A 22,768-nucleotide genomic window follows, 5' to 3' on the forward strand; every position below is an offset into this window, starting at 1 on the left:
AGTTCTCCTTTTGTTACTAACAGTGGGTTGCGTTAACACGGATAGAATCAGCATGTCGCCATGCTGATTACCTACAGTATAGCCAGCAAAAGTTGTTCCACCTGCTTTACCGCCTGTCAGGCGGTACTTTCAGCCACTGCCATGACACAGAATCAGAACGGGCCAGGTAAAGAATTCAAACTGGCTGTTCAGAATTGTAAAAATTGCAATGCTAGCGGCGCAGATAAACCCGGTAGCCCCAGGCTGGCAGAGTAAGCACAGTATCTGCACCAAAGCTGGCGCGCTGATCACTGAAATACTCGTGGTAACTGCCATGATGCAGGTGGGCTTTAAAGCTTACCTGTTGCGGTTTATCTGAGAAGTTAAATATTGCAAACACCTTGCTGTTGGCATCCTGACGAACAAAGCTTAGTACCTGATTGGCCTGGCTGTTATGTACCGGGATCATCCGGGCACCCCAGGTTGAATTCCACAATGCCGATTGCGATTTTTTCAGCTTGATAAGCTTTTTATATAACTCGCCATTGGCATGTTCGCGCCAGACAATCGGGTCTTTCTCAAAGAATTCCAGCCGCTTTTCGTTGCCGGCTTCCTGGCCGTTATACAACATAGGAATGCCTTCACTGACAAACGACAATACCGTTACCGCCGGCAGCGCATCGCCAAACATTTCAAATTCGGTGCCTTCCCAGGCGTTCTGGTCATGGTTGCTGGTACCCAGCAGGCGCATAACCTGCTGTGGAAAGTATTTCTCGTTCCACGAATAATAGACATACAGCTTATTGACGTCAGCATGGCCGGTAACCACGGCATGTACCGCCTGATGCCAGGTCCAGCCGTAAGTGGCGTCAAAGGCTTCGGCATGAAAATCGCGGCCTTCAAACTCGGCCAGCATAAATACCGGTTTTACTGTTGTAAGCTCGGCCCTGACGTTTTCCCAGAAATCCAGCGGCACAAAGCCAGCCACGTCCGCCCGGAAACCATCAAAACCTATGTCCTCAATCCAGTATTTCATGGCGTCGGTCATGTACTTCCGCAAGCCTGGCTTACTGTAATCCAGTTCGATAATGTCGCTCCAGTCCCACCACGGGGTTGGCCGGAAGTCACCTTTCCAGTCACGGATATACCAGTCGGGGTGTTGTTCTGTCAGCGGATTATCCCACGCCGTATGATTCGCTACCCAGTCCAGAATAACGTACATGCCCTGCTGATGGGCGGCGCTGATAAAGGCTTTAATATCCTGTTTATTGCCAAACTCCGGGTTAACCCCGTAGTAATCTTTTATCGAATACGGGCTGCCCAGGCTGCCTTTGCGGTTTACTTCACCAATTGGCTGAATGGGCATCAACCACAGAATATCCACCCCCAGCGCTTTTAGCCGCGGCAATTGCTGCTGGGCAGCGGCAAAAGTGCCTTCTGGCGTAAACTGGCGGGTATTTATCTGGTAAATTACCGCATCTTTGCTCCACTGCGGGTGACTGAGCTTAACGTACGGCTCAGGCTGGTAACGTTGCAGTGAACTGTCGGTCATGGTAACCCCCGGGCTGATGGCAGCGGCGCCGGCGCCGTTATTGCCGGCTGCACTGCCAGCACAGCCGCTAAGCAGTAATACAACAAGGATCAATAAGCCGGTGCAGTATTGTACGGTTTTCATTGCAAAATTCCTCTGTGGTTAGCTGCGGCTAATCATGGTATGAATATAGGTATCATGATCCGGCAGTTTACTGAGCGGTTCCTGCTTAATGGCCTGAATACTGGCCAGCATATCGCGCAGTTTATCCGGACTGAAATTACCGGCTATCGGGTGGTAATCTTTCGGCTCTATGCCCTGGCCTAACATCACCTGCAGCCAGGAACTTTCCAGGAATAAATCGTTTTGATCACGGAAAAGCTGGCCATTATCAGCGAAAATCGCCATTTTCTGGCGTAAACTGTCCGGAATGGCTAACTGCTGCATATCGCGCCAGAACTGGCTGTCGCTGCGCTCGTTAACGTGGTAATGCAAAATCAGGAAGTCGCGGATCTGGGTGTATTCCAGCTCTGATTGCCGGTTGTATTCTTTAATCGCACTCTGGCAAATGCCATTGTGGGGGAACAGCTGAATAAGCCGCACCACGGCCGACTGGATAAGATGAATACTGGTGGATTCCAGCGGCTCTAAAAAGCCACTGCTTAAGCCCACCGCCACCACATTGCGCTGCCATTGCTGACGGCGGCGGCCGGTTTTAAAACGCAAAAATTTAGGCTCAGCCAGTGCTTTGCGATCTAAGTTGGCCAGCAGTAAATCGCTGGCCTGCTGGTCAGTATAATGGGCGCTGCTGTACACCAGGCCATTGCCATTGCGATGTTGCAACGGAATTCGCCATTGCCAGCCGGCACTGTGGGCAATAGCACGGGTGTACGGCACGGTTTTCTCAAAGCGCTCAGATGGTACTGCGACAGCACGGTCGCAGGGTAAAAAGTGGCTCCAGTCATCATAACCGGCATTCAGTTTGTCCTGAATAAGCAAACCGCGAAAACCCGAGCAGTCGATAAATAAGTCACCGCTCAGCTCGCGACCATCGTCCAGCACCAGGCATTTAATATCACCGTTGGTGTGCTGAAATACCTGCTGTACCTTACCTTCATGGCGCACCACACCCATTTGCTCGCTAAGCTTGCGTAAATAACGGGCATAAAGACCGGCATCAAAGTGGTAAGCGTACGGCAGCTCCAGAATACTGTCTTTAGCATTAATTGGCGCAAATTTACCGGCCATAGCACACAGATAGTTTAAATCGTATTGCCATAAATCGGTGGTATCACCGTGCTGGCGGGCCCGCAGCCACAAATGATGAAAATGACAAAATGCCAGGCTTTTTCCCGGCGCACCAAAGGTATGAAAGTAGCCTTCACCCGGTACCCGCCAGTTATCAAACTTAATGGCCAGTTTAATGGTTGCTTTGGTTTCGCGCAGGAATTCCGCTTCATTGATGCCCATCACATTATTAAATAAGCGAATGGGCGGAATAGTGGCCTCACCCACACCGACGGTGCCGATATCTTCTGATTCCACCAGCTCAATATCAACAGCACCGGCGATCACTTTTTTCAGCAGGGCGGCTGTCATCCAGCCAGCAGTACCGCCGCCTAACACCACCACTTTCTTAATCGCGTTATTCATAATTATCCACTCAAAAAAAAGCCCGGCCCTTAATCCAGGCCGGGCTTTTACCAGGGAGAAACTACTCTGCTTCAGCCTGCCTGCTTCTTACTATAGCAGGCCGGCCAGGCAGATTTATCAGAACTTACTTCTTAAAACTTGTAGTTCAGACCTAACATATAGTTAGTACCAAAGCTCTGGTACTCGGTAACCTGACGCACGTCAGCACCGTTGGTTTTTAAGGTCGGCTCATCCGTAATGTTCTGCACCTGGAAGGTAACCCGCAGCCCGTCCAGTGCATCAATACCTGACTCGCTGAAGTCGTAACCAATCTGGGCATCCCACAGTTCAGCACCGCGGTCTTCCACTGTGGCCAGTGATAAACTTAAACCACGGGTTTCACTTAAGAACTCGTCACGCTTGGTGCCGGAAATCCGGAACTCAAAGCCTTTGTACTCGTAGTAAGCGGTTAAGGTGTAAATTTCTTCTGATAAACCAGGCACCCGGCCACCGTCATCAAGCTTACCATCCATAAAGGTAGCGCTGGCCACCACACCAAAACCGTCTAAAGCGTCATGGACAATTTCAAACGGCACACTGGCCTGGAATTCATAACCACGGACAAAACCCTGCAAGCCGTCGGTGACCTGAGAAATACCACCAACAAATAGGGCTGGCGGCTGATTACCGGTAGCGTCAGACGACTGGTGGAAACCCGGAATATACACATCAGAGAAATCAGCAATTACCGTTTCATTGCGGTGCCAGTTTTTCAGATCTTTAAAGAAGAAGCTGACAGCAATAAAACCATTGTCGTGATAGTAATTCTCGTAAGCCAGGTCAAACTGATTTGCTTCCAGCGGTTTTAACCGGGTATTACCGGCATTACCACCCCAGGGGCTGTTGGCCGGATCAGTGCTTAGAATATTGCCATCGTTAAACTGGAAAGTTACCTGAGCATTCGGGCGCAGGTTGTCCATCCGTGGCCGGCTGATTACTTTTGACATGGCCGTGCGCACATACTGACGATCGGCCACTTCCACACTTAAGTTTAAGGTTGGCAGAATATCAGTATAGTCATCGCTGTCACTCACCGGGGTCGCCACGGTAAAGCCCTGGGCATTACTGGTGGTGCTGAAACCTTCACCACTTTGCTTGGCATTCACAATTTGTAAGCCAAAATTACCCTGCACCATCATGCCGGCAACTTCGGTATTTAAATCAAACTTGGCAAAGGCGGTGGTTAACTCTTCGTCAATTTTATAAGTGTCACCAAAACGACCGTTTTCCAACAGCGCGGCATCGGTTTCAATGAAGTAGCCGCTGTTATACAGGCCTAAACTGTCGTAAGCGGTAACGCCGGCAATACCAACAAAGCTTAAATCGGCCACGCCAAGCGGGTTAGGAATAGCCACATCGCCCGGCCAGCTTGGCGCGGTTAAAAATGCACCATTGTTAATTTTGGTTTTTGAACGTTCCTGATACATCAGGCCGGTTTCTACGCCGGTAATAATGCCCCAGTTTACAAAACCATTAAATTGCAGCCGGATACTGTCTAAAGTCTCCTCAAATACCGGTTGGTTAACAAAACCATCCTGCGCGGTATCCGGGCCAAAACCAGGCTGCCCCTGGAAACGCTCGATAGGGTTTAATGCACCACCCCAGGCTTGTGGACCGGCTAAACGCATCAGGCTGGCGTCGGTATAATCCACTGATGGCAGGGTTGGGTGGTCGCTGTAAATCACACCAGTTGAGGTGAGTTCCCACGAGCGGGCAGCCAGCGGCCGGCCAGGGGTACCGGCACGGCCAACACCAGAGTAACTTTCCACGTCGGTAATGGTTTTGTCTACTTTACCGCTGGACATATCCAGTTGTGCGGTCCAGTCATCGCTTAGCTCATACTCCAGGTTTAAGCCAAAAGTCATTAACTCGGCTTCCTGGCGCCGGGCATCGTTACGGACTACTGAGTGAAAACCATCATAGTAGCCTGAAGTTACCAGGCCGTTTTCAACACCGGTAATGGTGTAGTCGCCGGTACCCCACTCAGCACCACCTTCTTCCAGGCCACGGCGTACGTCGTTTTCAACAAAGTCGATATACAGGGCGTCAAACTTAACGGTCAGTTTGTCGCTTGGCATATATTCGACAATGGCGGCGAACGAGTCACGCTCCAGCATTGCTGAACGGGTAAAAGAATCGTGACCGCCTGACACCACAGTACCTTCCGGCACGGTTACTGTATCAGTAGCACGGCGCGGATTTACAAAGCTGCCGTCTTCATTGCGAGCCAGGTTAACATTAGCAAAACCCCAGCCGCGGAACTGCTGCTCCTGCCGAGGCGTTTCCATAGACGATACCACCAGGGCAACGCCAAGGGTGTCATCGACAAACTTATCAACAAAGTTTACTGAGAAACGGTGGCCATTATTATCAAAATCCGGGTTTCCTGACGAGGTACCGTTTTGCTCAAAGTTGGCGTTAAACGTTAAGGTAGATTCTGCAGTTAACGGCCGGATGGTTTGTAAATCGATAGTACCGCCAATGCCCTGGGCCATAACGGTGGCATCAGGCGTTTTATACACTACTGCGGTAGATACAATTTCAGACGGGTATAAGTCGTATTCAACACCACGGTTGTCACCCATACCTAACAGCTCACGGCCGTTCAGTGAGGTGCCAACGTAGTTTTCATTAAAGCCGCGTACCGATAAACCGCTGGTACGGCCGTTACGACGCTCACCGGCCAGGCCAGGTAAACGCGCCAGTGATTCTGCAATACTGGTGTCTGGTAACTTACCGATATCTTCGGCTGACAGCACTTCCACCACCGAGCTTTCGCTCATTTTAATGGCCTGGGCTTTTTGCAGGCTACCGCGGTAGCCGGTAACTGCAATGACTTCGATGTTATCTTCTTTTGCCTGTTCGCTGGCGTCAGTCGTTTGCTGCGCAACAGCGGCAGAGCTGGCGCCGGCTGCAATCAGCGCGACAGTCAGCATATTTAATTTAAAGTTTTTCATTACCCTTGTCCCCGGTGAGGTTGTTATTGTTCAGCAGTAGAGCCTTCCCGGTTTATTGCAAACGGTGAAAACTTACTAACCAACTTTTACTATGGTCATTTATTAAACTTATTCGGGCCTAAGCTCAATATGAATACGTATTCATACCCTGCTTATTGCACAATGCCGGGGCAAAGTGATTACTCTGCGCACAATTGCAGTGCAGGCCTTGCTGGCTAAGCCAGCTATAAAGCTGCCACCCAACGACAATGTTGCTTACTCTGTCTGAAATCCAGCCGGATTACCGCTGGTAGCTGCCGGATATTTGCGGCTATTTTCGCTGCATACGTATGCAGCATGTTTAACTATAGTCCAACGTTGTTTTATGCTTGCACCAATTAATGGCAGTAACGGGCAAAGCCGGGGATTTTGCTTTGCTGCCAATTTGGAGCATTGCACAATGACTATTGCAAGCCATGGTTTCTGGCGGTACCGCGCAACAGCAAGTAATTGCAGCAACTGGCATAACAGCCCGTTGCCGTTGTTAAAACAGCATATTTGCCGGCAACTGCCACAGGTGCCCAGGCTGAATGATATGGCCAGACTGCTTAATATCAGCAGCCGTTCGTTACAACGCTACCTGCAGGCCAGCAACACCTGTTTCCGACAGGTAGTAAATGAGTGTCGCCACCAGCTGGCGCAGCAGTACCTGCAGGAAAATACTTACAATATTCAGGAAATTGCTACCCAGCTGGGCTTTGAAGAACAAAGCAGTTTTCAAAAAGCATTTAAAAGCTGGCAGGGCTGCCCACCTGGCGTTTATCGCCAGCGCAGCAACAGCAAAAACAGCCGTTCTTTCCCGGGGCAACCCCTGGCCAGCCGACAGGTGATGTATGGAACCAATTAAGCAACTTGCAGCATTAGCCGGGCTGCAAGACAGCTATGTGCACGCTCAGGGGCATGTCGAACACATTGCGCTGGCAGATCAACAGGCTATTCTGGCGGCTATGGGTTATGACTTAAGCAACAGCGACGTTATCTGTAGTCAAATCAAGCAGCTGCAACAACAGCCGTGGGCTGAAACCGTTGCCCCGGTGCAGGTGTTATCTGAAGATCAGCCGCTGACTGTCCGGCTTCAGCAAGCCGCAGCCACCGCGCACAGCCAGTGGCAATGGCAACTGACTACCGAGCAACAACAACGGTATTCTGGCCGGTTGCAAATTGCCACCAGCGATATTATTGAACGGCAGCAGCTGGCGGGAACTGAATACCTGGCGGTTAACCTGAAAATTGATGTTGAACTTGGCCCTGGTTATCATCAGCTGCAGTTAACACCGGTAACCGGTGCTGCGCAGTCTGACAGTCACAGCTATCAGCAACAGCTTATTGTGGCCCCAGGCCGCTGTTTTCAGTTGCAGGATCAGGCGGTACTGCATAAAACTATGGGGCCGGCTATTCAGCTTTATGCACTGCGCTCTGGCCGTAACTGGGGTATTGGCGACTTTGTCGATTTAAAAAATATGGTGGCGCCGCTAGCAGCCCTGGGCAATGATTTTATCGGCTTAAATCCGTTACATGCGCTGTATCCGGGGCTACCGCAGGATTGCAGCCCATACAGCCCGAACAGCCGGTTATGGCTTAATACCCTATATGTGGCGCTGGAACACAGCCCGGAATTTGCCGAATGTGCCAAGGCACAACAGTTACTGCAAAGCCAGCCATTTCAAAGCCGCTTACAGCGCTGCCGGGCCGCCGCCGATGTTGACTACCATGCGGTCAGCAGCCTGAAAACAGAAATGGCAACCCTGCTGTTTCAGCACTTTAAGCAACAGCACTTGGCCACAAACAGCCAGCGGGCGCAGCAGTTTCAGCAGTTTATTGAGCAAAGCGACTCCAGCCTGCGGAGTCTGGCCCGTTATCAGGTGTTACAGGCTGTGTTATTCAGCCGTGATATGCAAATGGCCTGCTGGCAGAATTTCCCGCCTGAGTATCAGAACCCACACAGCGAGGCAGTGCAGCAATTTGCTGACGAGCACAGTGATGCCATTGAGCAGCAATTGTATCTGCAATGGCTGGCCCAGCAGCAGCTGGCTGAAGTAAAAGCAGAATGTCAGCAACAGGGCATGGCGATTGGTCTGTACTGCGATGTGGCCGTAGGCGCCAACAGCAACAGTGCCGAAAGCTGGGGCGCACCGGAAGATTTTCTGATGAATTTAAGCGTGGGTGCGCCGCCGGATATTATGGCGCCGAAAGGCCAAAACTGGGGCCTGCTGGCTTATAATCCGCAAACGTTACGCCAGAAGGCCTATCAGCCGTTTATTGCGCTTATCCGCGCCAATATGCGCTATGCCGGGGCGCTTCGTCTTGACCATGTTATGGCCTTACTGCGGCTGTGGTGCTGTCCGCCCGGCGCCGACGCAACAGCCGGCGGTTACATCAGCATGCCAGCTGAAGCTTTATTTGCCATTATGGCGCTGGAAAGTCAGCGCAATCATTGTGTGGTTATTGGCGAAGACTTAGGCACAGTGCCGGTAGAAATCAGTCAGCTAATGGCGAAGTATCAGGTAATGTCGTACCGGGTATTTATGCTGGAACAAAAAGCAGGCAGCTATCAGCACCGTGACCAAACCTACCCGGCGCTGTCACTGGCCACAGTTACCACCCACGATATGCCAACCCTGGTGGGCTTCTGGAATGAGCACGATTTGGCCCTGCGCCACCAGCTGGATTTATTCCCCAGCGCGCAGATCGCCGCTAATCTGGAGCAATTACGTAAAGACGAAAAACAGCTATTGTCTGAGCAGTTGCAACTGGAGCATGGTAATCCCAGGCAATTAGTTTATAACAGCCATCTGTATCTGGCAGCGACACCGGCCCGCTTAATGGCGTATCAGCTGGAAGATTTGCTGCTGGTCGCCACCCCGGTGAACATTCCGGGTACCAGCACCGAATACCCAAACTGGCGGCGCAAGTTGCCTGTTGAGTTTGAGCAGGCACTGCAGCAAAGCGAGGTACGCGAACTGATCACTGACATGGCACAGCAACGCCGCTCCGACCATTAGCACGGATCACAAAAAAACAAATAAGACCAGCACCTTACCAGGCTCTGGTCTTTTTTTAACCAATGTTTTTCTTTAACATTTTTTGTTACAGATTATTTTAAATAAAGTTATTTACCCGCATCCTTGTTTCGGATATAAACACAGCCGTATTTCCAGCTGCCCTTGTGTTTAATATATAAAAGGATGTTTTATGTTGTTTAAAAAAGTTGCGTTAGTTACTGCGTTATTTACTTGTGCAGCGGTACAGGCCGACACGGCTCCGAGTTACCGTTATGTACAGGGCTCGGTTGAGCGTATTTCTCAATCAGGTGAAGATAACTTTTCTGATACCGGCTGGGGCTTTAATGCCGCCTGGCAGTTTAATAATAACTGGTTTATTGCCACCGAATGGCAACGCTATTCTGACAGCGAATCATTTACTGCAAGCAATGGTAATGAGCGCGCGACAGGAAGCACCAAACTAACCTTGGATCGTTATTATGTGGGTGGCGGTTATATAAAGCCAATCAGTGAAAAAACAAATATCAGCTTTGCCGGCTATTTCGGCGGCTACCGGTTAGCTGCAAAGAGTGATTTTCAAATCTACGTTAATGAGCAACTAAGTTTTGCTGAAAGCTTTAGCGGTAGTAGCACAGAAAATTCGGTGAAAACTGAAGTGGTGCTACGCTCGAATATTAACGAGAAGCTGGAACTGTCGGCTCAGGTTCACTACGAATATCTTAATGCGGATTTAGAAAACAAAAGCCAGTATGGTTTTGGCGTTGGTGCGCAGTACCGTTTCACACCTGCGTTTGCTCTGACATCAGAGTTAAGCTACGGCAAACTGTTGGACGAAAACACCAGTCACTTTAGCCTTGGTGCACGTTACTACTTTTAATTTTAGCGAGGCTATGGCTGGGCCTCGCGTTGGGTTTCAAGTTGGGTCTGGCCTGATGGCAACTGATGAAAATAGTGATTAATCAGATCATCGGCAATTATAGACTGAACAGCGTCGGCTAAGCGCTGATGCAAGTGTGCATGCGGGCTGGCTCTGGACAGCCCCAAATGCACAAAACGTGGTTCAGTAAGATCAAAAGAGACACTGGCGAACTTAAACTGGCCATGATAAAACGGGTTACTTCTGATCCTGTTACGGGCAATTTCGACAGTGCTGATTAAGGCGTCACCCCGGCCTTTTAGCAACAATTGCAGGCCGGAATCCTGAGAGTCCATTTTAATCGTCTTTCTGTGTGTTGCCAGCGTCTTAACCGTATCGGCGTTATAGGTATAGCTGCGAATAACGATCAGGTTTAACGACAGCAGCTCGAGAATTGATTTCACATCCGGGCTGTCTTTTCTTAACAGCAGTACTTCTTCCCGGGCGTAGTCGACGGGAATCATATACATAAAGCGTTCCCGCTCGGGGCTGCCATTCAAGCGGATCATAACATCGGTGGTGCCACGCTCCATCTGTCTCAGACAACGGGCAAAAGGCGTATTGGGGCTAAAACGCAGCCTAATCCCGGCCCGTCGGGCAACCTCTTGCATAAAATCCACAGTAGGCCCGTAGGGTAAACCGTCATCAGGATAATCATGCCTGTCAGGTAAGTGATCAAGACACCATTCCAGTTCAGGTTGGTTATCTTGTGCTGCCATGGCATAACAACAGACGGCAAGCCCTATCAGCATACCGCCCAGCCAACGCATTCGCATTCGTATGACCTTGTTTGACTATCAGAGGAACGTTAAACAAGCATAGCAGAAAATAAATCCGCTAACTTCTGCGGGTGGTCACGTCAGCCTGATAAATATCTGCACGGCCAGCCCGCTTCAACATTGCCGGCAACTATTACTCAACATACACCGCTGTTGCCTGTGCGATCTGGTAAAACTTAGTTACGTTATTGTGGCTGCTTTGCGTGCCCGTTGTGGTTGGCACCCGGTCCATTTCAACGTCTTCTTCCAGGCTGGTTAAAATAATGCCATTGGCGCCCAGTGCCGCCGCTTCAGCTTTTAACCAATTTAACACGTCTGCTGTTTTGCCTTTGTTAGCCGGGGTGATAGAACCACCACTGGTCGCGGTTACAATAGCAATTTCTGAATACTGCTGCGGAGGCTCGCTGAACACCACAACCTCTGCCGGTGAAATAGCAGCCCGGGCCTGGCCGGTTAACTGATGGGAAGACTTTGCAGCACAACCAATCATTAATAAGCAAAGTAATACAGTGGCAGATAATTTAAGCATTTTTCTGGCTCCGGTTCTGGCCTCGGGGTTTGATACAGCTATTTATACTTTCTACACCAAACCTGATGTAAATAGGATTATGGATTTTGTAAACAAATTGAAGTTAGCCTATATTGCCTAATTGTTCAACAAGTTTGTGTTGAAATTTTTGGGACGGAAGACCAACACAGTAACATAGCCAAAAGCGGCAGAATAAAACGCCTGAATAGGGCAGCTTATGCAACCGACGCCTGCCAGCAGCTTGCTAGCCCCTAATGCCATGCACCAATTTGCACGCCGGCAACCTCATTGGTGTACTTAGTGGTAACAGCCGGATAACGATGACCGTACCTAAAATATCACTGCTTTCGCTAGGCTCGATCTGGTAGTAAAGGTTGAGATAGGGCGCTTCCTGATACAGCTGGATATACGGATAATCACTGAGACGCCATTTTGCCCTAAAGGACGGATAAGCGGAGTGATTGCTTTGAAACAACATATCACCGTCAAGCTGCAAATTCAGCTGATAATCTAAGTCACAATCTTCTGAATAGTAGACATTAGCAAAATTAACTTCTGAGCGGCCAGCATGCGCCTGAACTCCTTCAGGCACCAGGAAAAGACCTACATTAGCTACTCTGGTTTGGCATTTACCCGCTTAGCGCTGAGAACCAAAAAGTAAAAACACACTGCCAACAACAGATAACGTGGCAGCGTTGTAACGAAGTTATTGAACATCTGAGGCTGTGATTGCACAACAAAATACAGCTGCAATAGCACCAGAGGCGCGAGCAACAACGCATAAAAAGTGAAATCTGGCTTACTGATTACCAACTTACTGGCGAAAGCTACCACTAAAAATGCTGCTGCCAGCGGCACGGCAATTGTGAACAAGTCGACCAGAGTAAACGCAAGTATGCCTGATACTTGGGCAACAGGTTTTAGCAAGTAAGCTGGTATTGCTACTGCAGCACCAATGCCTGCGATAGCTATTGATGCATAAGCCAACACAATACCTAAAATGACGGCGAATACCCGATTTTTTATTTGATCCATTTACTTACTCCTTGTTTTGAAAACGCCCGCCATAACTGCAAGCAACTTGTTGTGAGTCGTTGTTGATAGGTTTGTTAGCTGTTTCCAAGCATGAACGCACGAAGCTGTCGCTCCTCTCGCATAACAAAGAGGACCAAAACCCGCTGTTCATCCTCACGATAAAAAATACGACAAGGTGGAACCACTACTTCCCTGTATACCGAATCTGGGAGCTCAGGAGGAATCCGCCCGGATTTGGGGAAATGCTCCAAACGTTCTGTCTTATCGAAAACAGCCTTCACGAGTTCGCTTGCAGCAGCAGGATTGTCCAAAGCAATATATTCAGCAATGGCTTCCAGTTCCTGGAGGGCTGGCTCTGTCCAGATTACTTCAGCCATTTACTCATTTTCTCTCTGGCCTCACTCTGGCTATACGTTCTTCCCTCAAGTACAGCACGCTCTCCCCGACAGAGCCCCTCAAGCAGTTCAAGCCGGCGCTGCATGAATTCATAATCTTGTACATCAACAAGGTATGCAGATGGCTGGCCATGCTCTGTAATCAATACGGGTTCTTTCGACAAGTGCAGATCTGCCAGAATCTTTGTAGCTTGCCGCTTTAGATTCGTAACTAGCTCAACTTTCATAAGTTCACCCTGTTCTAAACTTAAAGTGACACTATAGTATCACTTTGCGGGTAAGGCAATCCCAGCTAACGCACGCCTAAACGGCGAGCAACTTGTTGCGAATCGAGCACCGAGAGGGCGCGTTTTTGATGGCGCTTGTTCTGCGCAGCTAAACCCAAAACTGCCACCATTTTTTATTCGCCCTTTTAAACGCTGTGTCGCAACGTAATTTGCAATATTTTGATTTACATCGCTTTTGCTCTGGTGTTGTTCCTGATTTTTAGCTGCGGTTTTTTTGTCTAAGTACGCTTTCTGTGCCTTATGGTAATCACGGAACCAAAACAACGGAGCAATGGTTACAAAGGCAACAGGAATTATGACGGTTACGTATTGGACTTGAAAGTAAATCAGAAGGGCGGCAATAAGTAGTGCCAATACGCATATTACTGCGTAATCCCTGTGATAATTTTTTGGTTTTTCAGGTTCGCTAATCATGAATTATCTTTTCGCATAACGCCCAAAGCAGCTGCGCGTAAGCGTCGGCTGGCTTTGCTTGTTACAGCACGACTGCACCTACAAAACCCGCTATTGCCAGCACTCCCGCACTTACAATTAATTTATCTGAAATCTGGCGCCTTATTCCCTGCACTTTCTCTGATACGAATGGGAAGAACCTTTCAGGCACCAACCAAAAGCCAATTCCCGCGATGACGCCCGCAAACATAGAAACTGACTTCATCGTCAAACCATCATTTGCACCGATATGCTGTAGCGCTAGTGCAAGAAACACAGCTGAAAGTAAAATACAAATCAGAGAGACAAGTTTATGCTTATTTTCTATGCCGAACACCATTACTCCTTAAAGTGCTATAACAGCTTAATAAATTGTAACGTCCACGCTTTCATGCGGTGTAAATTACATTCTATCTTTTGAAAAAAAAATGAAGTTACGCTGCAAGCTTATAAAAATCATAAAAATCAATGCATTTCCGTGGTGTTATTTTCATCAATGCAAAGGGCTGCCCATGCAGCCCTTTTTGTTAAAAGTATTGGCTTAGTTGCTACCGTTATTTTGCTTTGGCAGGCTTGGCGTTTTTAACAAACTCATCCAGCCATTGCTGGGTTTCCCACAGCATATGCAGTACTGATTCGCGGGCGCGGTAGCCGTGCGATTCCAGCGGCAACATAACTAACCGCACGGTACCGCCATGGCCTTTCACTGCCTGATACAGGCGCTCGCTCTGCATTGGGAAAGTACCGGAGTTATTGTCGTCGGTGCCATGGATCATCAACAACGGTGTTTTTAGCTTGTTAGCATGAAAAAACGGCGACATCGCCAGATACAACTCAGGGTCATCCCACAGAGTGCGTTGCTCACGCTGAAAACCGAACGGCGTTAAGCTGCGGTTGTAGGCGCCGCTTCTGGCAATACCGGCTTTAAATAAGTTGGTATGGGCCAGCAGGTTGGCTGTCATAAAGGCACCGTAAGAGTGGCCGCCAATGGCGACCCGCTCAGGGTCAGTTACACCACGGCTTACCCCGGCGGCAATCGCCGCTTCGGCATTTAATACCAGTTGCTCGATAAAGTTATCATTCGGCTCTACCTCACCCTCACCAACAATTGGCATAGTGGCGTTATCCAGCACTGCATAGCCCTGAGTGGCCAGGAACTGGGGGGTCCAGTAACTTATCCGGTTAAACCGGTATGGTGAGTCTGCTACCTGACCAGCCGCCGCTGCATTACGGAATTCGCGTGGGTACGCCCAGATAACTGTCGGCAGCGGGCCATCGCGTTTGGCATCGTAGCCGGCAGGCAGAATCAGATTAGCCGACATGGGTACGCCGTCGGCACGCTGGTAGTTAATCAGCTCGCGACTAATGCCCAGCGTATGTGGCATCGGGTGTGGTGTGTCGGTTAAGGCCGTTAACTCACCGCTTTGCAAATCACGCACGTAAAAGTCGGCCGGCTCCGTAGGTGCTTCGCGCTGAGTCAGTAATTTACCGCCCGGCAATAAGGTAATCGGGTATTCATAATACGGTGCTTCTGAGCGCCACAGCCGTTCAGTGTCGCCAGTTGCCAGTTCGTATTTGTCAATAAAAGGCCGGTTACCCTCTTCTGACGCGCCAACCGCCGTCAGATACATGTGCCCCTGTTCCAGCCGAAGCAGGCGCTGGCCGTTGTCTGCTGTGGTCATCAGCGGATCACCCGGATCACCGTAGCGGTCTTCAGTAGAGCGCTGCCATAATAAACGCGGTTTGGCACTGCCATCGGGGCTGATAAGCCAGACTTTTTCCTGCCGCTCCTGCCACCAGCCTTCGTATACCAACGCGGTATTGCTGTTGGCCGCCAGTAAATTACGGAAGCGGAACGCCATATCCAGCAGTTTTACCGGCTCGGTAGTAAAAGGCGCAGCCAGCTGCCATAGCTGGTCGCGAACCTCAGCTTTATTGGCTGGGTCGCCACCGTCTGCGGCCTGGGCCCAGTGCAGGGTTGCCGGGGCGTCGTTGCGCCAGCTGACGCTGCGTGGGCCAGTGACTACCGCATCAAAAGCAATAGGTAGATTATCAGCTACCGGTTGCTCCGCCACGGTGTAGCTAACTTCACCACGCTGGTTCCATACTTCAGTGTTAGTGGCGAAACGGAAAATAGGCACTGCGTAAGAGAATGGCGGTACTACCCGGGTTACCAGAATATGCTGGTTGTCCGGCGACAGGCTGAAGCTACGGATCAGGGCTGGTTTGCCAATGGTGGTTACTTTATTTTTCAGCGTTATTTTAACCAGCTGACTGCTGAAATAATGGCTGAACAGTGCTTCATCATGGGCATTTGCCAATAAGTCCTGATAGGTGCGGGCTGGTGCCGTGCGACCACGGGCTTCAGTAACCACCGGGCCAGCCGGTACTTTCGGCGCAACAGGTGTTGCCGGCCGCTTGTCGGATACTGCCAGCAAGTACACGGCATCGCTGTTTGCCGCCCATTCCAGCCGGGCTCCCTGCACTGCATTGGGCTGCACCTTGCCCCAGCGCTTTGCTGACGCATTCTTAGTATCAATCCGCCACAGGCTGCTGGCAGTATCATCCAGTTGCACTACAGCAATGTAGCGGCTGTCTGGTGACCACTCTGCTGCTATTACCTTTAAATTTGCTGGCAGGCCTTTAATTTCACGGCTGTTGCCACTGGCAATATCAATTAAGGTAACACCGGCGATATAACGTGGCTGACTGGGGCCATTATTGGCCGGATTTAACCGCACGCCAGCCAGCCGGTGTTCTGGTGCTGCTAAATCGGCCAGGCTGGGCAGGGCCGGAAATTGCAGGCTTAGCAGCGTGTTGCCATCGGGGCTTAAGCTGGCGCCAGGCGTGGGTGCCGCATCCACTATTGCCATAATGTCGGCAACCGGTTGCCGGTAGCCGGTATCTACCGCTGCTGCGTTTAACTGGCTGCACAGCAACATCAGTATCAGGCCAAAAGGTATCACAAGAAATTTTTTCACTGATTTATTCCTTTTTTAAGTTATTGGCGCAAGCCGGTTTATCCGGCCTGCGCTTAGTGGCAGCCCTGCCTTACCAGATTTTCACCCGGACATCTTCTTCGCGGTACATCGCATCACCTGGTTTAACATCAAACGCCTGGTAAAACTCCGGCATATTCGACAGCACGCCCAGTACCCGGTACATGCCCGGTGAATGTGGCCCGGTGATAACCTGCTGGCGCAGTGCTTCATCCCGGAATTTAATCCGCCATACCTGAGCCCAGCCCATAAAGAACCGCTGCTCCGGGGTAAAGCCATCAATCACCCGATCCGGCTGGCCTGCTGTTGCTTTCTGGTAAGCCCGGTACGACACCGTTAAGCCGCCTAAATCGGCAATGTTTTCACCCAGACCTAATGCGCCCTGTAACCGTAAATCGTCAATCGGGTTAAAATTGCTGTACTGGTCAATCATCCGCTGTGCCCGCTCCCGAAACTGGCTTTCATCTTCCGGTACCCACCAGTCACGCAAATTGCCGTCGCCGTCAGAGCGGCGGCCCTGATCATCAAAGCCATGGGTAAACTCATGGCCAATAACGCCGCCGATAGCGCCGTAATTTACCGCATCATCAGCGTTAACATTGAAGAACGGTGGCTGCAGAATGGCTGCCGGAAACACAATTTCATTCATGGTTGAACTGTAATAGGCATTAACCGTTTGCGGTGTCATGCCCCACTCATCGCGGTTAACCGGCTGGCCCAGCCGGTTAACCATCCGCTGGTACTCACAGTCGGCACTGCGGCGCAGGTTACCAATTAAATCGTCAGCGGCAATGGTAACGCACTCATAGTCACGCCAGACATCAGGATAACCAATTTTGGTGTTGAATTTAGCCAGTTTGGCCTGCGCTTCCACTTTGGTGGCCGGGCTCATCCACTCCAGCTCGTCAATCGCCTCTTTAAAGGCAACCCGCAGGTTTTCAATCATTTCGTCCATCCGCGCTTTGGCTTCAGGCTGAAAATGCCGCTCTACATACTCTTTGCCAACCATAAAGCCCAGGTTGCTTTCAACAGTGCTGACCGCGCGCTTTTCGCGACTACGCTGCTCCTGCAGACCACTTAGAATACGGCCGTAAAAATCGAAGCTGGCATTAACAAAAGGCTCACTCAGGTTATTGGCATTAGCCCGCAATAAATGAAACTTCAGATACTGCTGCCACTGTGCCAGCGGAACCTCGGCCTGAATGCTGGCAAAGGCTTTAAAATAACTGGGCTGACGCACCACAATATGCTCAATATCAGCAAGCTGAGCAGCCGTTAAAAACCGCTGCCAGTCAAAGCCCGGCGCCAGTTCTGCCAGTTCGGCTTTGCTTAATTTGTTATAGGTGGCGTTGCGGTCACGGTTCTGGATCCGGCTCCACTGTGCTTCGGCCAATCTGGTCTCTATCGCCAGAATGTTTTTGGCAGCCTGCTGCGCATTGTCCCAGCCTGCCAGTTGCCATAACTGCTCAATAAAGCTGCCATATTGAGCCAGCAATACCTTACTGCGTTCATCGTCTTTTATATAGTAATCACGATCGGGCATGCCCAGGCCAGCCTGGCTGGCGCCGGTAATATATTGATCAGACTGCCGCTGATCCTGGCCCACATACACCGCCAGCGGGGTGCCAAAACGATAGCGCTGATTTTCACCCCAGTACTGGCTTAAGTCGGCAGCGCTTTGCAGGTTTTCTATCCGGCTGATCTCGCTGGATAATGGCGTCAGCCCCAGAGCATTAATCCGTGCCTCGTCCAGATAAGAGCGGTATAAATCGGCCATCTTCTGAGCATCGGTGCCTGTTGCATGCTGGCCGGCAGCCAGTTCCTGAATAATAGCCAGCACCTGCTTTTCGGCATTTTCTCTAAGCTCATCGAAACTGCCCCAGCGGGCTTTGTCAGCTGGAATATCGGTACTGCTAAGCCAGTTACCGTTTACATAGCGGAAAAAGTCCTGCTGTGGTGCCACGCTGGTGTCCATATTAGCCGGATTAATGCCAGAGCCTAACGGCTGTGAGGCGGTGGCAGCGGGCGATTGCGTTGCATTGCTGCTAACAGGTTGGCTGCTACAGGCGGTCAGGCCAAGCGATAATGCGACGCCCAGCGCTAAAGCGGATATTTTATTCATAAAGATTCCCTGGTCGATAACTGTTATTGTTTGAAATATAACCCGAGTGTAAAAGCTCTGCCTGCGTTGTAAAGCATGGCAGGTTAACCCGCAGCCAGGCTGCGACAAAAGGCAAACTACCTCGGTTTAACCGGTTTTACTTGAATTACGCCAACATTTTAAGCAGGATCAATGCTCGCGTTTACTTGCAGGATTTATTAATGACCAACAGCAACATGTTAAATACCGCACTAACCTCACTTGCTGGTATCCCGTCTTTTCTGGCTTACTTCGCCGTAGCAGTGGTATTGCTGCTGCTGTTTATCAGGTTGTATACCTGGGTAACCCCCCATGATGAGTTCGCGCTTATCCGGGCCAATAACCCAGCCGCAGCCATTGCGTTTGGCGGCGCTCTGGTGGGCTTTGCCTGGCCGCTTGCCAGCGCCATTACCCATTCTATGTCATTGCTTGATTGCGCTATCTGGGGCGCAGTAGCGCTGGTGGTGCAGGTGCTGACCTTTTTAGTAAGCAATGCTGCCCTGAAACAGTTACCCCAACGTATTACCCAGGGTGAACTCGCTGCTGGTATTTATTCTGCCGGTTGCTCGATCACTATTGGTATATTAAATGCCGCCTGTATGAGTTATTAAGGAGCCGGATATGACAGTACGCCAAAGCAAACGCAGCCGTAAAGCCGCGCTGATTTTTATGATCCCGGCAACCGGTCTGGCATTAAACGGCTGTGCCGAGAAGCAGGTCGAAGCACAGGTATTCAGTACCCCTGACGAGTGTGCCGCCTTTTACAACCCGCCCGAGCAATGTCAGGCCGCTTTTGCACAAGCAGCACAACTACACCCGAAAGTGGCACCGCGCTATGCTAATAAGCAGGAATGCGAAGCCGACTTTGGTGCCGGCCAGTGTGAAACCGCACCTGAGCAACATCAGCAGGGCAGTTTTTTTATGCCAATGATGATGGGCTTTATGGCGGGCCAGATGCTGAACCGTGGCGGCTTAGCGCCGGCAGCAGGTCAGCCGGCAAACCAGCAAACTGCTGCAGCAACGGGCCGCAACACGGTACCAACCCAGCCATTATATAAGTCTCGCGATGACCGTAATACCTTTCGTACCGCTACCAACACCGCCGTGGCCAGCCAACCCGGCACTACCAACATCCGACCGTCTGCAGTGCAGCCCAAGCCTGCAACCCTTGCAAGGCGTGGTGGCTTTGGTGCCCAGGCGGCTCAGCGCAGCGCTACCCGTAGTTACGGAGGCTGATTACAGTGAAACGTCACAGCATTGCGCCGCGGCCGGGCTGGCAGGATTTTGCCAACAGTGTCGGGTTTGAATTTCATACCATCGACAACGAACCCTACTGGGATGAAAGTGCCTATTACCAGTTCAGCCTGCAACAAATCGAGCAGGACCTGGAAGCGCCGACCGAAGAGTTGCATCAGATGGCGTTGGATCTGGTACCCGATATTCTGGCCAGCGAACAGCTGCTGCAGCAACTGGCTATTCCCGAACGGTTCTGGGACTACATCGCCGCCAGCTGGCGCAGTGGTGAGCCGCATTTATACGGCCGGATGGACTTCAGCTACAACGGCCAGAGCCCGGCAAAACTGCTGGAGCTGAATTACGACACCCCTACCTCGTTATTTGAAACCGGCTTTTTCCAGTGGGTATGGCTGGAAGATCAGCTGATGCGCGGTCAGCTGCCGCAGGGTAGCGACCAGTTTAATTCGTTGCAGGATAAACTGGAGCAGGCATTTGCTCAGTTGCCACTGGCTCAGCCGTTTTACTTTAGCAGCGTAACAGAGAGTATTGAAGATAAAGGCACGGTCGATTACCTGATGGACATCGCACTGCAGGCTGGTTTGAATTGCCGCTATATTCAGCTGGAACAACTGGGTGACATGGAAGGCCAACTGGTTGATATGGATGGCTTTCCAATCAATGGCTTATTTAAGCTGTATCCATGGGAATTTATGCTGCAGGAAGAGTTTGCCGGCAGCATTCTGACCAGTAAAACCCAGTGGCTGGAACCAAGCTGGAAATTACTGCTATCGAATAAAGGCATTTTGCCGCTATTGTGGCAAAAATATCAGGGCCACCCCAATTTATTGCCGGCGTTTTTTGCTGACAAGCAGCAAGTAGAGCCAGGCTGGGTTAAAAAGCCACTGTTTTCACGCGAAGGCGCCAATATTGAACTGGTCACCACTGACGGCCAGCGTTTATCCGAAGATGGCCCTTACACCGACAGCGGTTATATTCGCCAGGCATTAGCGCCACTGCCTGAGTTTGGCGATAACTACACCTTAATTGGCAGCTGGGTGGTAGGTGACAGTGCTGCCGGCATTTGTATCCGGGAAGACAACAGCCTGATAACCAAAGACAGTTCACGATTTTTACCACATATAATCCTCGATTGAATATATGAGCCTACCGCAAGCGATAGTGTAAATATTGCGGCAGCTTTCAGTCAGTTTTTGCGTTCAGTACCCCCAATCACCAAACCAGGCTAGAACTAACTTGTCAGTCAAAGCCATCTCAATCTTTGACAACGCTGTCATTTTTGGCGTAGGGTAGTGTTTACTATCACATTTTGATAACTCAGGATTAAGATGATCAACCTGACCAGGAAACTTGTTCAGCCAGTAGTTTGCGCCATCGGCTTCCTTTCGCTGTCTGCCAATGCTCAGTCAGTCCCTGCCCCTGACGTCGATCCTGCCATATCTGGCTGGCCGCATGCGCTGAAACCACATAATCTGCCATTCAGTCATACCAGTGGTAAAAAGGTGGGCGCTTACTTTACAGAATGGGGTACTGTTAATCCCGGATTCCAGGTTGCTGATATACCAGCACAAAACCTGACACATCTGTATTACGCTTTTATTCCGGTATGTGGTAACAACCCGTCACTGCAATCGGCTAATCCGCAGGGCCACGCACTGCTGGTTCGCCAATGTGCGGGTAAACCGGACTATTCGGTCGTCATCCACGACAAGTTTGCTGCGCTGGAGAAAAGTTACCCGGGCGACCATTCAGGCCAGCCATACCGTGGCATTTTTGGCCAGCTGTCCCGCTTAAAGCAGGTGCACCCACATCTTAAAATTTTACCGTCGGTTGGCGGCTGGACCTTGTCTGATCCGCTGTACGATATTGGCACTGAGCCGGCCGCCCGTGCCGTATTTATCGATTCGATTATCGGTTTTATCCGTACTTACGACTTTTTCGACGGTATTGATATCGACTGGGAATTTCCCGGCGGTGGCGGCGCCACAGCCGGGCTTGGCAGCCCGCAGGATGGTGCCGGGTTTGCCATTTTAATGCGTGAATTGCGGCTTGCCCTGAACCAACTTGCAGCAGAAACCGGCCGTGAGTATGAACTGGCCGCAGCAATGTCAGGCGGTTTGGAAAAATTACGGTTGATCGACTGGGAACAGGCAGCGCCGCATATGGACTATATCAACCTGATGACCTACGACTACTACGGCGCCGGCAGTAAGCTGATGGGGCATCATACCGGCTTGTTTGCTGCAGCAGCCGCAGCAAATACCGGCCGCAGTGCCGATGAAGCAGTGCAGTATTTACTCTCGCGCGGTGTGCCACCTGGCAAAGTGACCTTAGGCGTGGCCATGTATGGCCGTGGCTGGCAGGATGTTAACGGCGTAAAAGGCAATAATCCGTTCAGCGGCTCTGCCACAGCCAGCATCAGCGAGGGCGAGGCAGGATCTTTGAATTATAAGCAACTTGAAGCCAATTTTATCGGCGGGTCAGAGGCCAGCGGTATTAATGGTTTTACTGTTGGCTGGGATGATAATGCCAAGGCCAGTTATATCTGGAACCCGGCGACCAATACCCTGATAAGCCTGGATACGCCGCGATCGGTGCGCGCAAAAGGCGCCTATATTCTGCAACATCAACTGGGCGGCATTTTCGCCTGGGAGCTTGCGGGCGACAATGGTCATATTTTAAACGCGATGCATCAAGGCTTAGACCACTCGCACAAAAAGGAATAAATATGCTTAAAAAGTGGATATAAAACCACTTTATCCCTAGAATACCGCTTTTAGCGCAGTGAAGGTTGGCAAATTG

Annotated in this window: 20 protein-coding genes; 7 read left to right on the forward strand and 13 right to left on the reverse strand. The window is 50.6% G+C overall.

Annotation, left to right across the window (positions count from 1 at the left end; translation table 11 throughout):
• Nucleotides 1-211: 211 nt before the first annotated feature.
• The 3 genes from KQY15_RS09490 to KQY15_RS09500 all read right to left on the reverse strand — a co-directional run bounded on the left by KQY15_RS09490 (nucleotide 212) and on the right by KQY15_RS09500 (nucleotide 6,159).
• Nucleotides 212-1,654, reverse strand: a complete 1,443-nt coding sequence (locus KQY15_RS09490; protein WP_254795578.1) for an alpha-amylase family glycosyl hydrolase — start codon at nucleotides 1,652-1,654, stop codon at nucleotides 212-214.
• 18 nt (nucleotides 1,655-1,672) lie between these two features.
• A complete protein-coding gene (locus tag KQY15_RS09495; RefSeq protein ID WP_217668942.1) occupies nucleotides 1,673-3,163 on the reverse strand; it encodes a tryptophan halogenase family protein in 1,491 nt (496 codons plus the stop codon).
• A gap of 131 nt (nucleotides 3,164-3,294) precedes the next feature.
• Entirely contained in the window at nucleotides 3,295-6,159 is a 2,865-nt protein-coding gene (locus tag KQY15_RS09500) for a TonB-dependent receptor (RefSeq protein ID WP_217668943.1), read from the reverse strand.
• 439 nt (nucleotides 6,160-6,598) lie between these two features.
• Here KQY15_RS09500 and KQY15_RS09505 point away from each other — a divergent pair, with 439 nt between their 5' ends.
• The 3 genes from KQY15_RS09505 to KQY15_RS09515 all read left to right on the forward strand — a co-directional run bounded on the left by KQY15_RS09505 (nucleotide 6,599) and on the right by KQY15_RS09515 (nucleotide 10,077).
• A complete protein-coding gene (locus tag KQY15_RS09505; protein ID WP_217668944.1) occupies nucleotides 6,599-7,045 on the forward strand; it encodes a helix-turn-helix domain-containing protein in 447 nt (148 codons plus the stop codon).
• Nucleotides 7,032-9,200 carry a 4-alpha-glucanotransferase gene (malQ, locus tag KQY15_RS09510; protein WP_217668945.1) on the forward strand — a complete coding sequence of 723 codons (2,169 nt, stop codon included), beginning with the start codon at nucleotides 7,032-7,034 and terminating at the stop codon, nucleotides 9,198-9,200. The genes KQY15_RS09505 and malQ overlap by 14 nt, the downstream gene beginning before the upstream one ends.
• A gap of 190 nt (nucleotides 9,201-9,390) precedes the next feature.
• Nucleotides 9,391-10,077, forward strand: a complete 687-nt coding sequence (locus tag KQY15_RS09515) for an outer membrane beta-barrel protein (RefSeq protein ID WP_217668946.1) — start codon at nucleotides 9,391-9,393, stop codon at nucleotides 10,075-10,077.
• Between the two features lie 11 nt (nucleotides 10,078-10,088).
• On the opposite strand, the gene KQY15_RS09520 is transcribed toward KQY15_RS09515, so the two are convergent.
• The 10 genes from KQY15_RS09520 to KQY15_RS09565 all read right to left on the reverse strand — a co-directional run bounded on the left by KQY15_RS09520 (nucleotide 10,089) and on the right by KQY15_RS09565 (nucleotide 18,694).
• Nucleotides 10,089-10,892 (reverse strand): substrate-binding periplasmic protein, encoded by an 804-nt coding sequence (locus KQY15_RS09520; RefSeq protein WP_217668947.1) that lies wholly within the window; start codon nucleotides 10,890-10,892, stop codon nucleotides 10,089-10,091.
• Between the two features lie 136 nt (nucleotides 10,893-11,028).
• Entirely contained in the window at nucleotides 11,029-11,424 is a 396-nt protein-coding gene (locus KQY15_RS09525; RefSeq protein WP_217668948.1) for a DUF4156 domain-containing protein, read from the reverse strand.
• A 244-nt stretch (nucleotides 11,425-11,668) separates the two neighbouring features.
• Nucleotides 11,669-12,016 carry a hypothetical protein gene (locus KQY15_RS09530; RefSeq protein WP_217668949.1) on the reverse strand — a complete coding sequence of 116 codons (348 nt, stop codon included), beginning with the start codon at nucleotides 12,014-12,016 and terminating at the stop codon, nucleotides 11,669-11,671.
• A 20-nt stretch (nucleotides 12,017-12,036) separates the two neighbouring features.
• Nucleotides 12,037-12,459 carry a hypothetical protein gene (locus tag KQY15_RS09535; protein WP_217668950.1) on the reverse strand — a complete coding sequence of 141 codons (423 nt, stop codon included), beginning with the start codon at nucleotides 12,457-12,459 and terminating at the stop codon, nucleotides 12,037-12,039.
• A 74-nt stretch (nucleotides 12,460-12,533) separates the two neighbouring features.
• On the reverse strand, nucleotides 12,534-12,836 hold the full coding sequence (locus tag KQY15_RS09540) for a type II toxin-antitoxin system RelE/ParE family toxin (protein ID WP_217668951.1): 303 nt from the start codon (nucleotides 12,834-12,836) through the stop codon (nucleotides 12,534-12,536).
• Nucleotides 12,824-13,081, reverse strand: a complete 258-nt coding sequence (locus KQY15_RS09545; RefSeq protein ID WP_217668952.1) for a type II toxin-antitoxin system Phd/YefM family antitoxin — start codon at nucleotides 13,079-13,081, stop codon at nucleotides 12,824-12,826. Before KQY15_RS09545 ends, KQY15_RS09540 begins: the two co-directional genes overlap by 13 nt.
• A gap of 39 nt (nucleotides 13,082-13,120) precedes the next feature.
• Complete coding sequence (locus tag KQY15_RS09550; RefSeq protein ID WP_217668953.1) at nucleotides 13,121-13,555, reverse strand: hypothetical protein; 435 nt, start codon at nucleotides 13,553-13,555, stop codon at nucleotides 13,121-13,123.
• Nucleotides 13,556-13,616: 61 nt separating this feature from the next.
• Nucleotides 13,617-13,913: a hypothetical protein gene (locus tag KQY15_RS09555; RefSeq protein WP_217668954.1), complete on the reverse strand. Its 297-nt coding sequence runs from the start codon at nucleotides 13,911-13,913 to the stop codon at nucleotides 13,617-13,619.
• Nucleotides 13,914-14,127: 214 nt separating this feature from the next.
• Nucleotides 14,128-16,554 (reverse strand): alpha/beta hydrolase family protein, encoded by a 2,427-nt coding sequence (locus KQY15_RS09560; RefSeq protein ID WP_217668955.1) that lies wholly within the window; start codon nucleotides 16,552-16,554, stop codon nucleotides 14,128-14,130.
• 70 nt (nucleotides 16,555-16,624) lie between these two features.
• The gene (locus KQY15_RS09565) at nucleotides 16,625-18,694 is read right to left on the reverse strand and encodes a M13 family metallopeptidase (RefSeq protein ID WP_217668956.1); all 2,070 of its coding nucleotides are present in this window, start codon (nucleotides 18,692-18,694) and stop codon (nucleotides 16,625-16,627) included.
• A 200-nt stretch (nucleotides 18,695-18,894) separates the two neighbouring features.
• Here KQY15_RS09565 and KQY15_RS09570 point away from each other — a divergent pair, with 200 nt between their 5' ends.
• The 4 genes from KQY15_RS09570 (at nucleotide 18,895) to KQY15_RS09585 (ending at nucleotide 22,692) form a co-directional block, all read left to right on the forward strand.
• Entirely contained in the window at nucleotides 18,895-19,323 is a 429-nt protein-coding gene (locus tag KQY15_RS09570; RefSeq protein WP_254795580.1) for a DUF350 domain-containing protein, read from the forward strand.
• Between the two features lie 10 nt (nucleotides 19,324-19,333).
• Nucleotides 19,334-19,948: a DUF1190 domain-containing protein gene (locus KQY15_RS09575; RefSeq protein ID WP_217668957.1), complete on the forward strand. Its 615-nt coding sequence runs from the start codon at nucleotides 19,334-19,336 to the stop codon at nucleotides 19,946-19,948.
• Between the two features lie 5 nt (nucleotides 19,949-19,953).
• The gene (locus KQY15_RS09580; RefSeq protein WP_217668958.1) at nucleotides 19,954-21,102 is read left to right on the forward strand and encodes a glutathionylspermidine synthase family protein; all 1,149 of its coding nucleotides are present in this window, start codon (nucleotides 19,954-19,956) and stop codon (nucleotides 21,100-21,102) included.
• Nucleotides 21,103-21,294: 192 nt separating this feature from the next.
• A complete protein-coding gene (locus KQY15_RS09585; RefSeq protein WP_217668959.1) occupies nucleotides 21,295-22,692 on the forward strand; it encodes a glycoside hydrolase family 18 protein in 1,398 nt (465 codons plus the stop codon).
• The last annotated feature ends 76 nt before the right edge of the window (nucleotides 22,693-22,768 follow it).

It is taken from the genome of Arsukibacterium indicum (genome assembly GCF_019100565.1).
In the GTDB taxonomy this organism is placed as follows: Bacteria; Pseudomonadota; Gammaproteobacteria; order Enterobacterales; family Alteromonadaceae; genus Alishewanella; species Alishewanella indicum.

What these genes read in the sequence shown, in the direction of transcription:
- KQY15_RS09490 (WP_254795578.1), bottom strand. Translation starts at nt 1,654, where the DNA reads ATGAAAACCGTACAATACTGCACCGGCTTATTGATCCTTGTTGTATTA.
- KQY15_RS09495 (WP_217668942.1), bottom strand. Translation starts at nt 3,163, where the DNA reads ATGAATAACGCGATTAAGAAAGTGGTGGTGTTAGGCGGCGGTACTGCT.
- KQY15_RS09500 (WP_217668943.1), bottom strand. Translation starts at nt 6,159, where the DNA reads ATGAAAAACTTTAAATTAAATATGCTGACTGTCGCGCTGATTGCAGCC.
- KQY15_RS09505 (WP_217668944.1), top strand. Translation starts at nt 6,599, where the DNA reads ATGACTATTGCAAGCCATGGTTTCTGGCGGTACCGCGCAACAGCAAGT.
- malQ (WP_217668945.1), top strand. Translation starts at nt 7,032, where the DNA reads ATGGAACCAATTAAGCAACTTGCAGCATTAGCCGGGCTGCAAGACAGC.
- KQY15_RS09515 (WP_217668946.1), top strand. Translation starts at nt 9,391, where the DNA reads ATGTTGTTTAAAAAAGTTGCGTTAGTTACTGCGTTATTTACTTGTGCA.
- KQY15_RS09520 (WP_217668947.1), bottom strand. Translation starts at nt 10,892, where the DNA reads ATGCGAATGCGTTGGCTGGGCGGTATGCTGATAGGGCTTGCCGTCTGT.
- KQY15_RS09525 (WP_217668948.1), bottom strand. Translation starts at nt 11,424, where the DNA reads ATGCTTAAATTATCTGCCACTGTATTACTTTGCTTATTAATGATTGGT.
- KQY15_RS09535 (WP_217668950.1), bottom strand. Translation starts at nt 12,459, where the DNA reads ATGGATCAAATAAAAAATCGGGTATTCGCCGTCATTTTAGGTATTGTG.
- KQY15_RS09540 (WP_217668951.1), bottom strand. Translation starts at nt 12,836, where the DNA reads ATGGCTGAAGTAATCTGGACAGAGCCAGCCCTCCAGGAACTGGAAGCC.
- KQY15_RS09545 (WP_217668952.1), bottom strand. Translation starts at nt 13,081, where the DNA reads ATGAAAGTTGAGCTAGTTACGAATCTAAAGCGGCAAGCTACAAAGATT.
- KQY15_RS09550 (WP_217668953.1), bottom strand. Translation starts at nt 13,555, where the DNA reads ATGATTAGCGAACCTGAAAAACCAAAAAATTATCACAGGGATTACGCA.
- KQY15_RS09555 (WP_217668954.1), bottom strand. Translation starts at nt 13,913, where the DNA reads ATGGTGTTCGGCATAGAAAATAAGCATAAACTTGTCTCTCTGATTTGT.
- KQY15_RS09565 (WP_217668956.1), bottom strand. Translation starts at nt 18,694, where the DNA reads ATGAATAAAATATCCGCTTTAGCGCTGGGCGTCGCATTATCGCTTGGC.
- KQY15_RS09570 (WP_254795580.1), top strand. Translation starts at nt 18,895, where the DNA reads ATGACCAACAGCAACATGTTAAATACCGCACTAACCTCACTTGCTGGT.
- KQY15_RS09575 (WP_217668957.1), top strand. Translation starts at nt 19,334, where the DNA reads ATGACAGTACGCCAAAGCAAACGCAGCCGTAAAGCCGCGCTGATTTTT.
- KQY15_RS09585 (WP_217668959.1), top strand. Translation starts at nt 21,295, where the DNA reads ATGATCAACCTGACCAGGAAACTTGTTCAGCCAGTAGTTTGCGCCATC.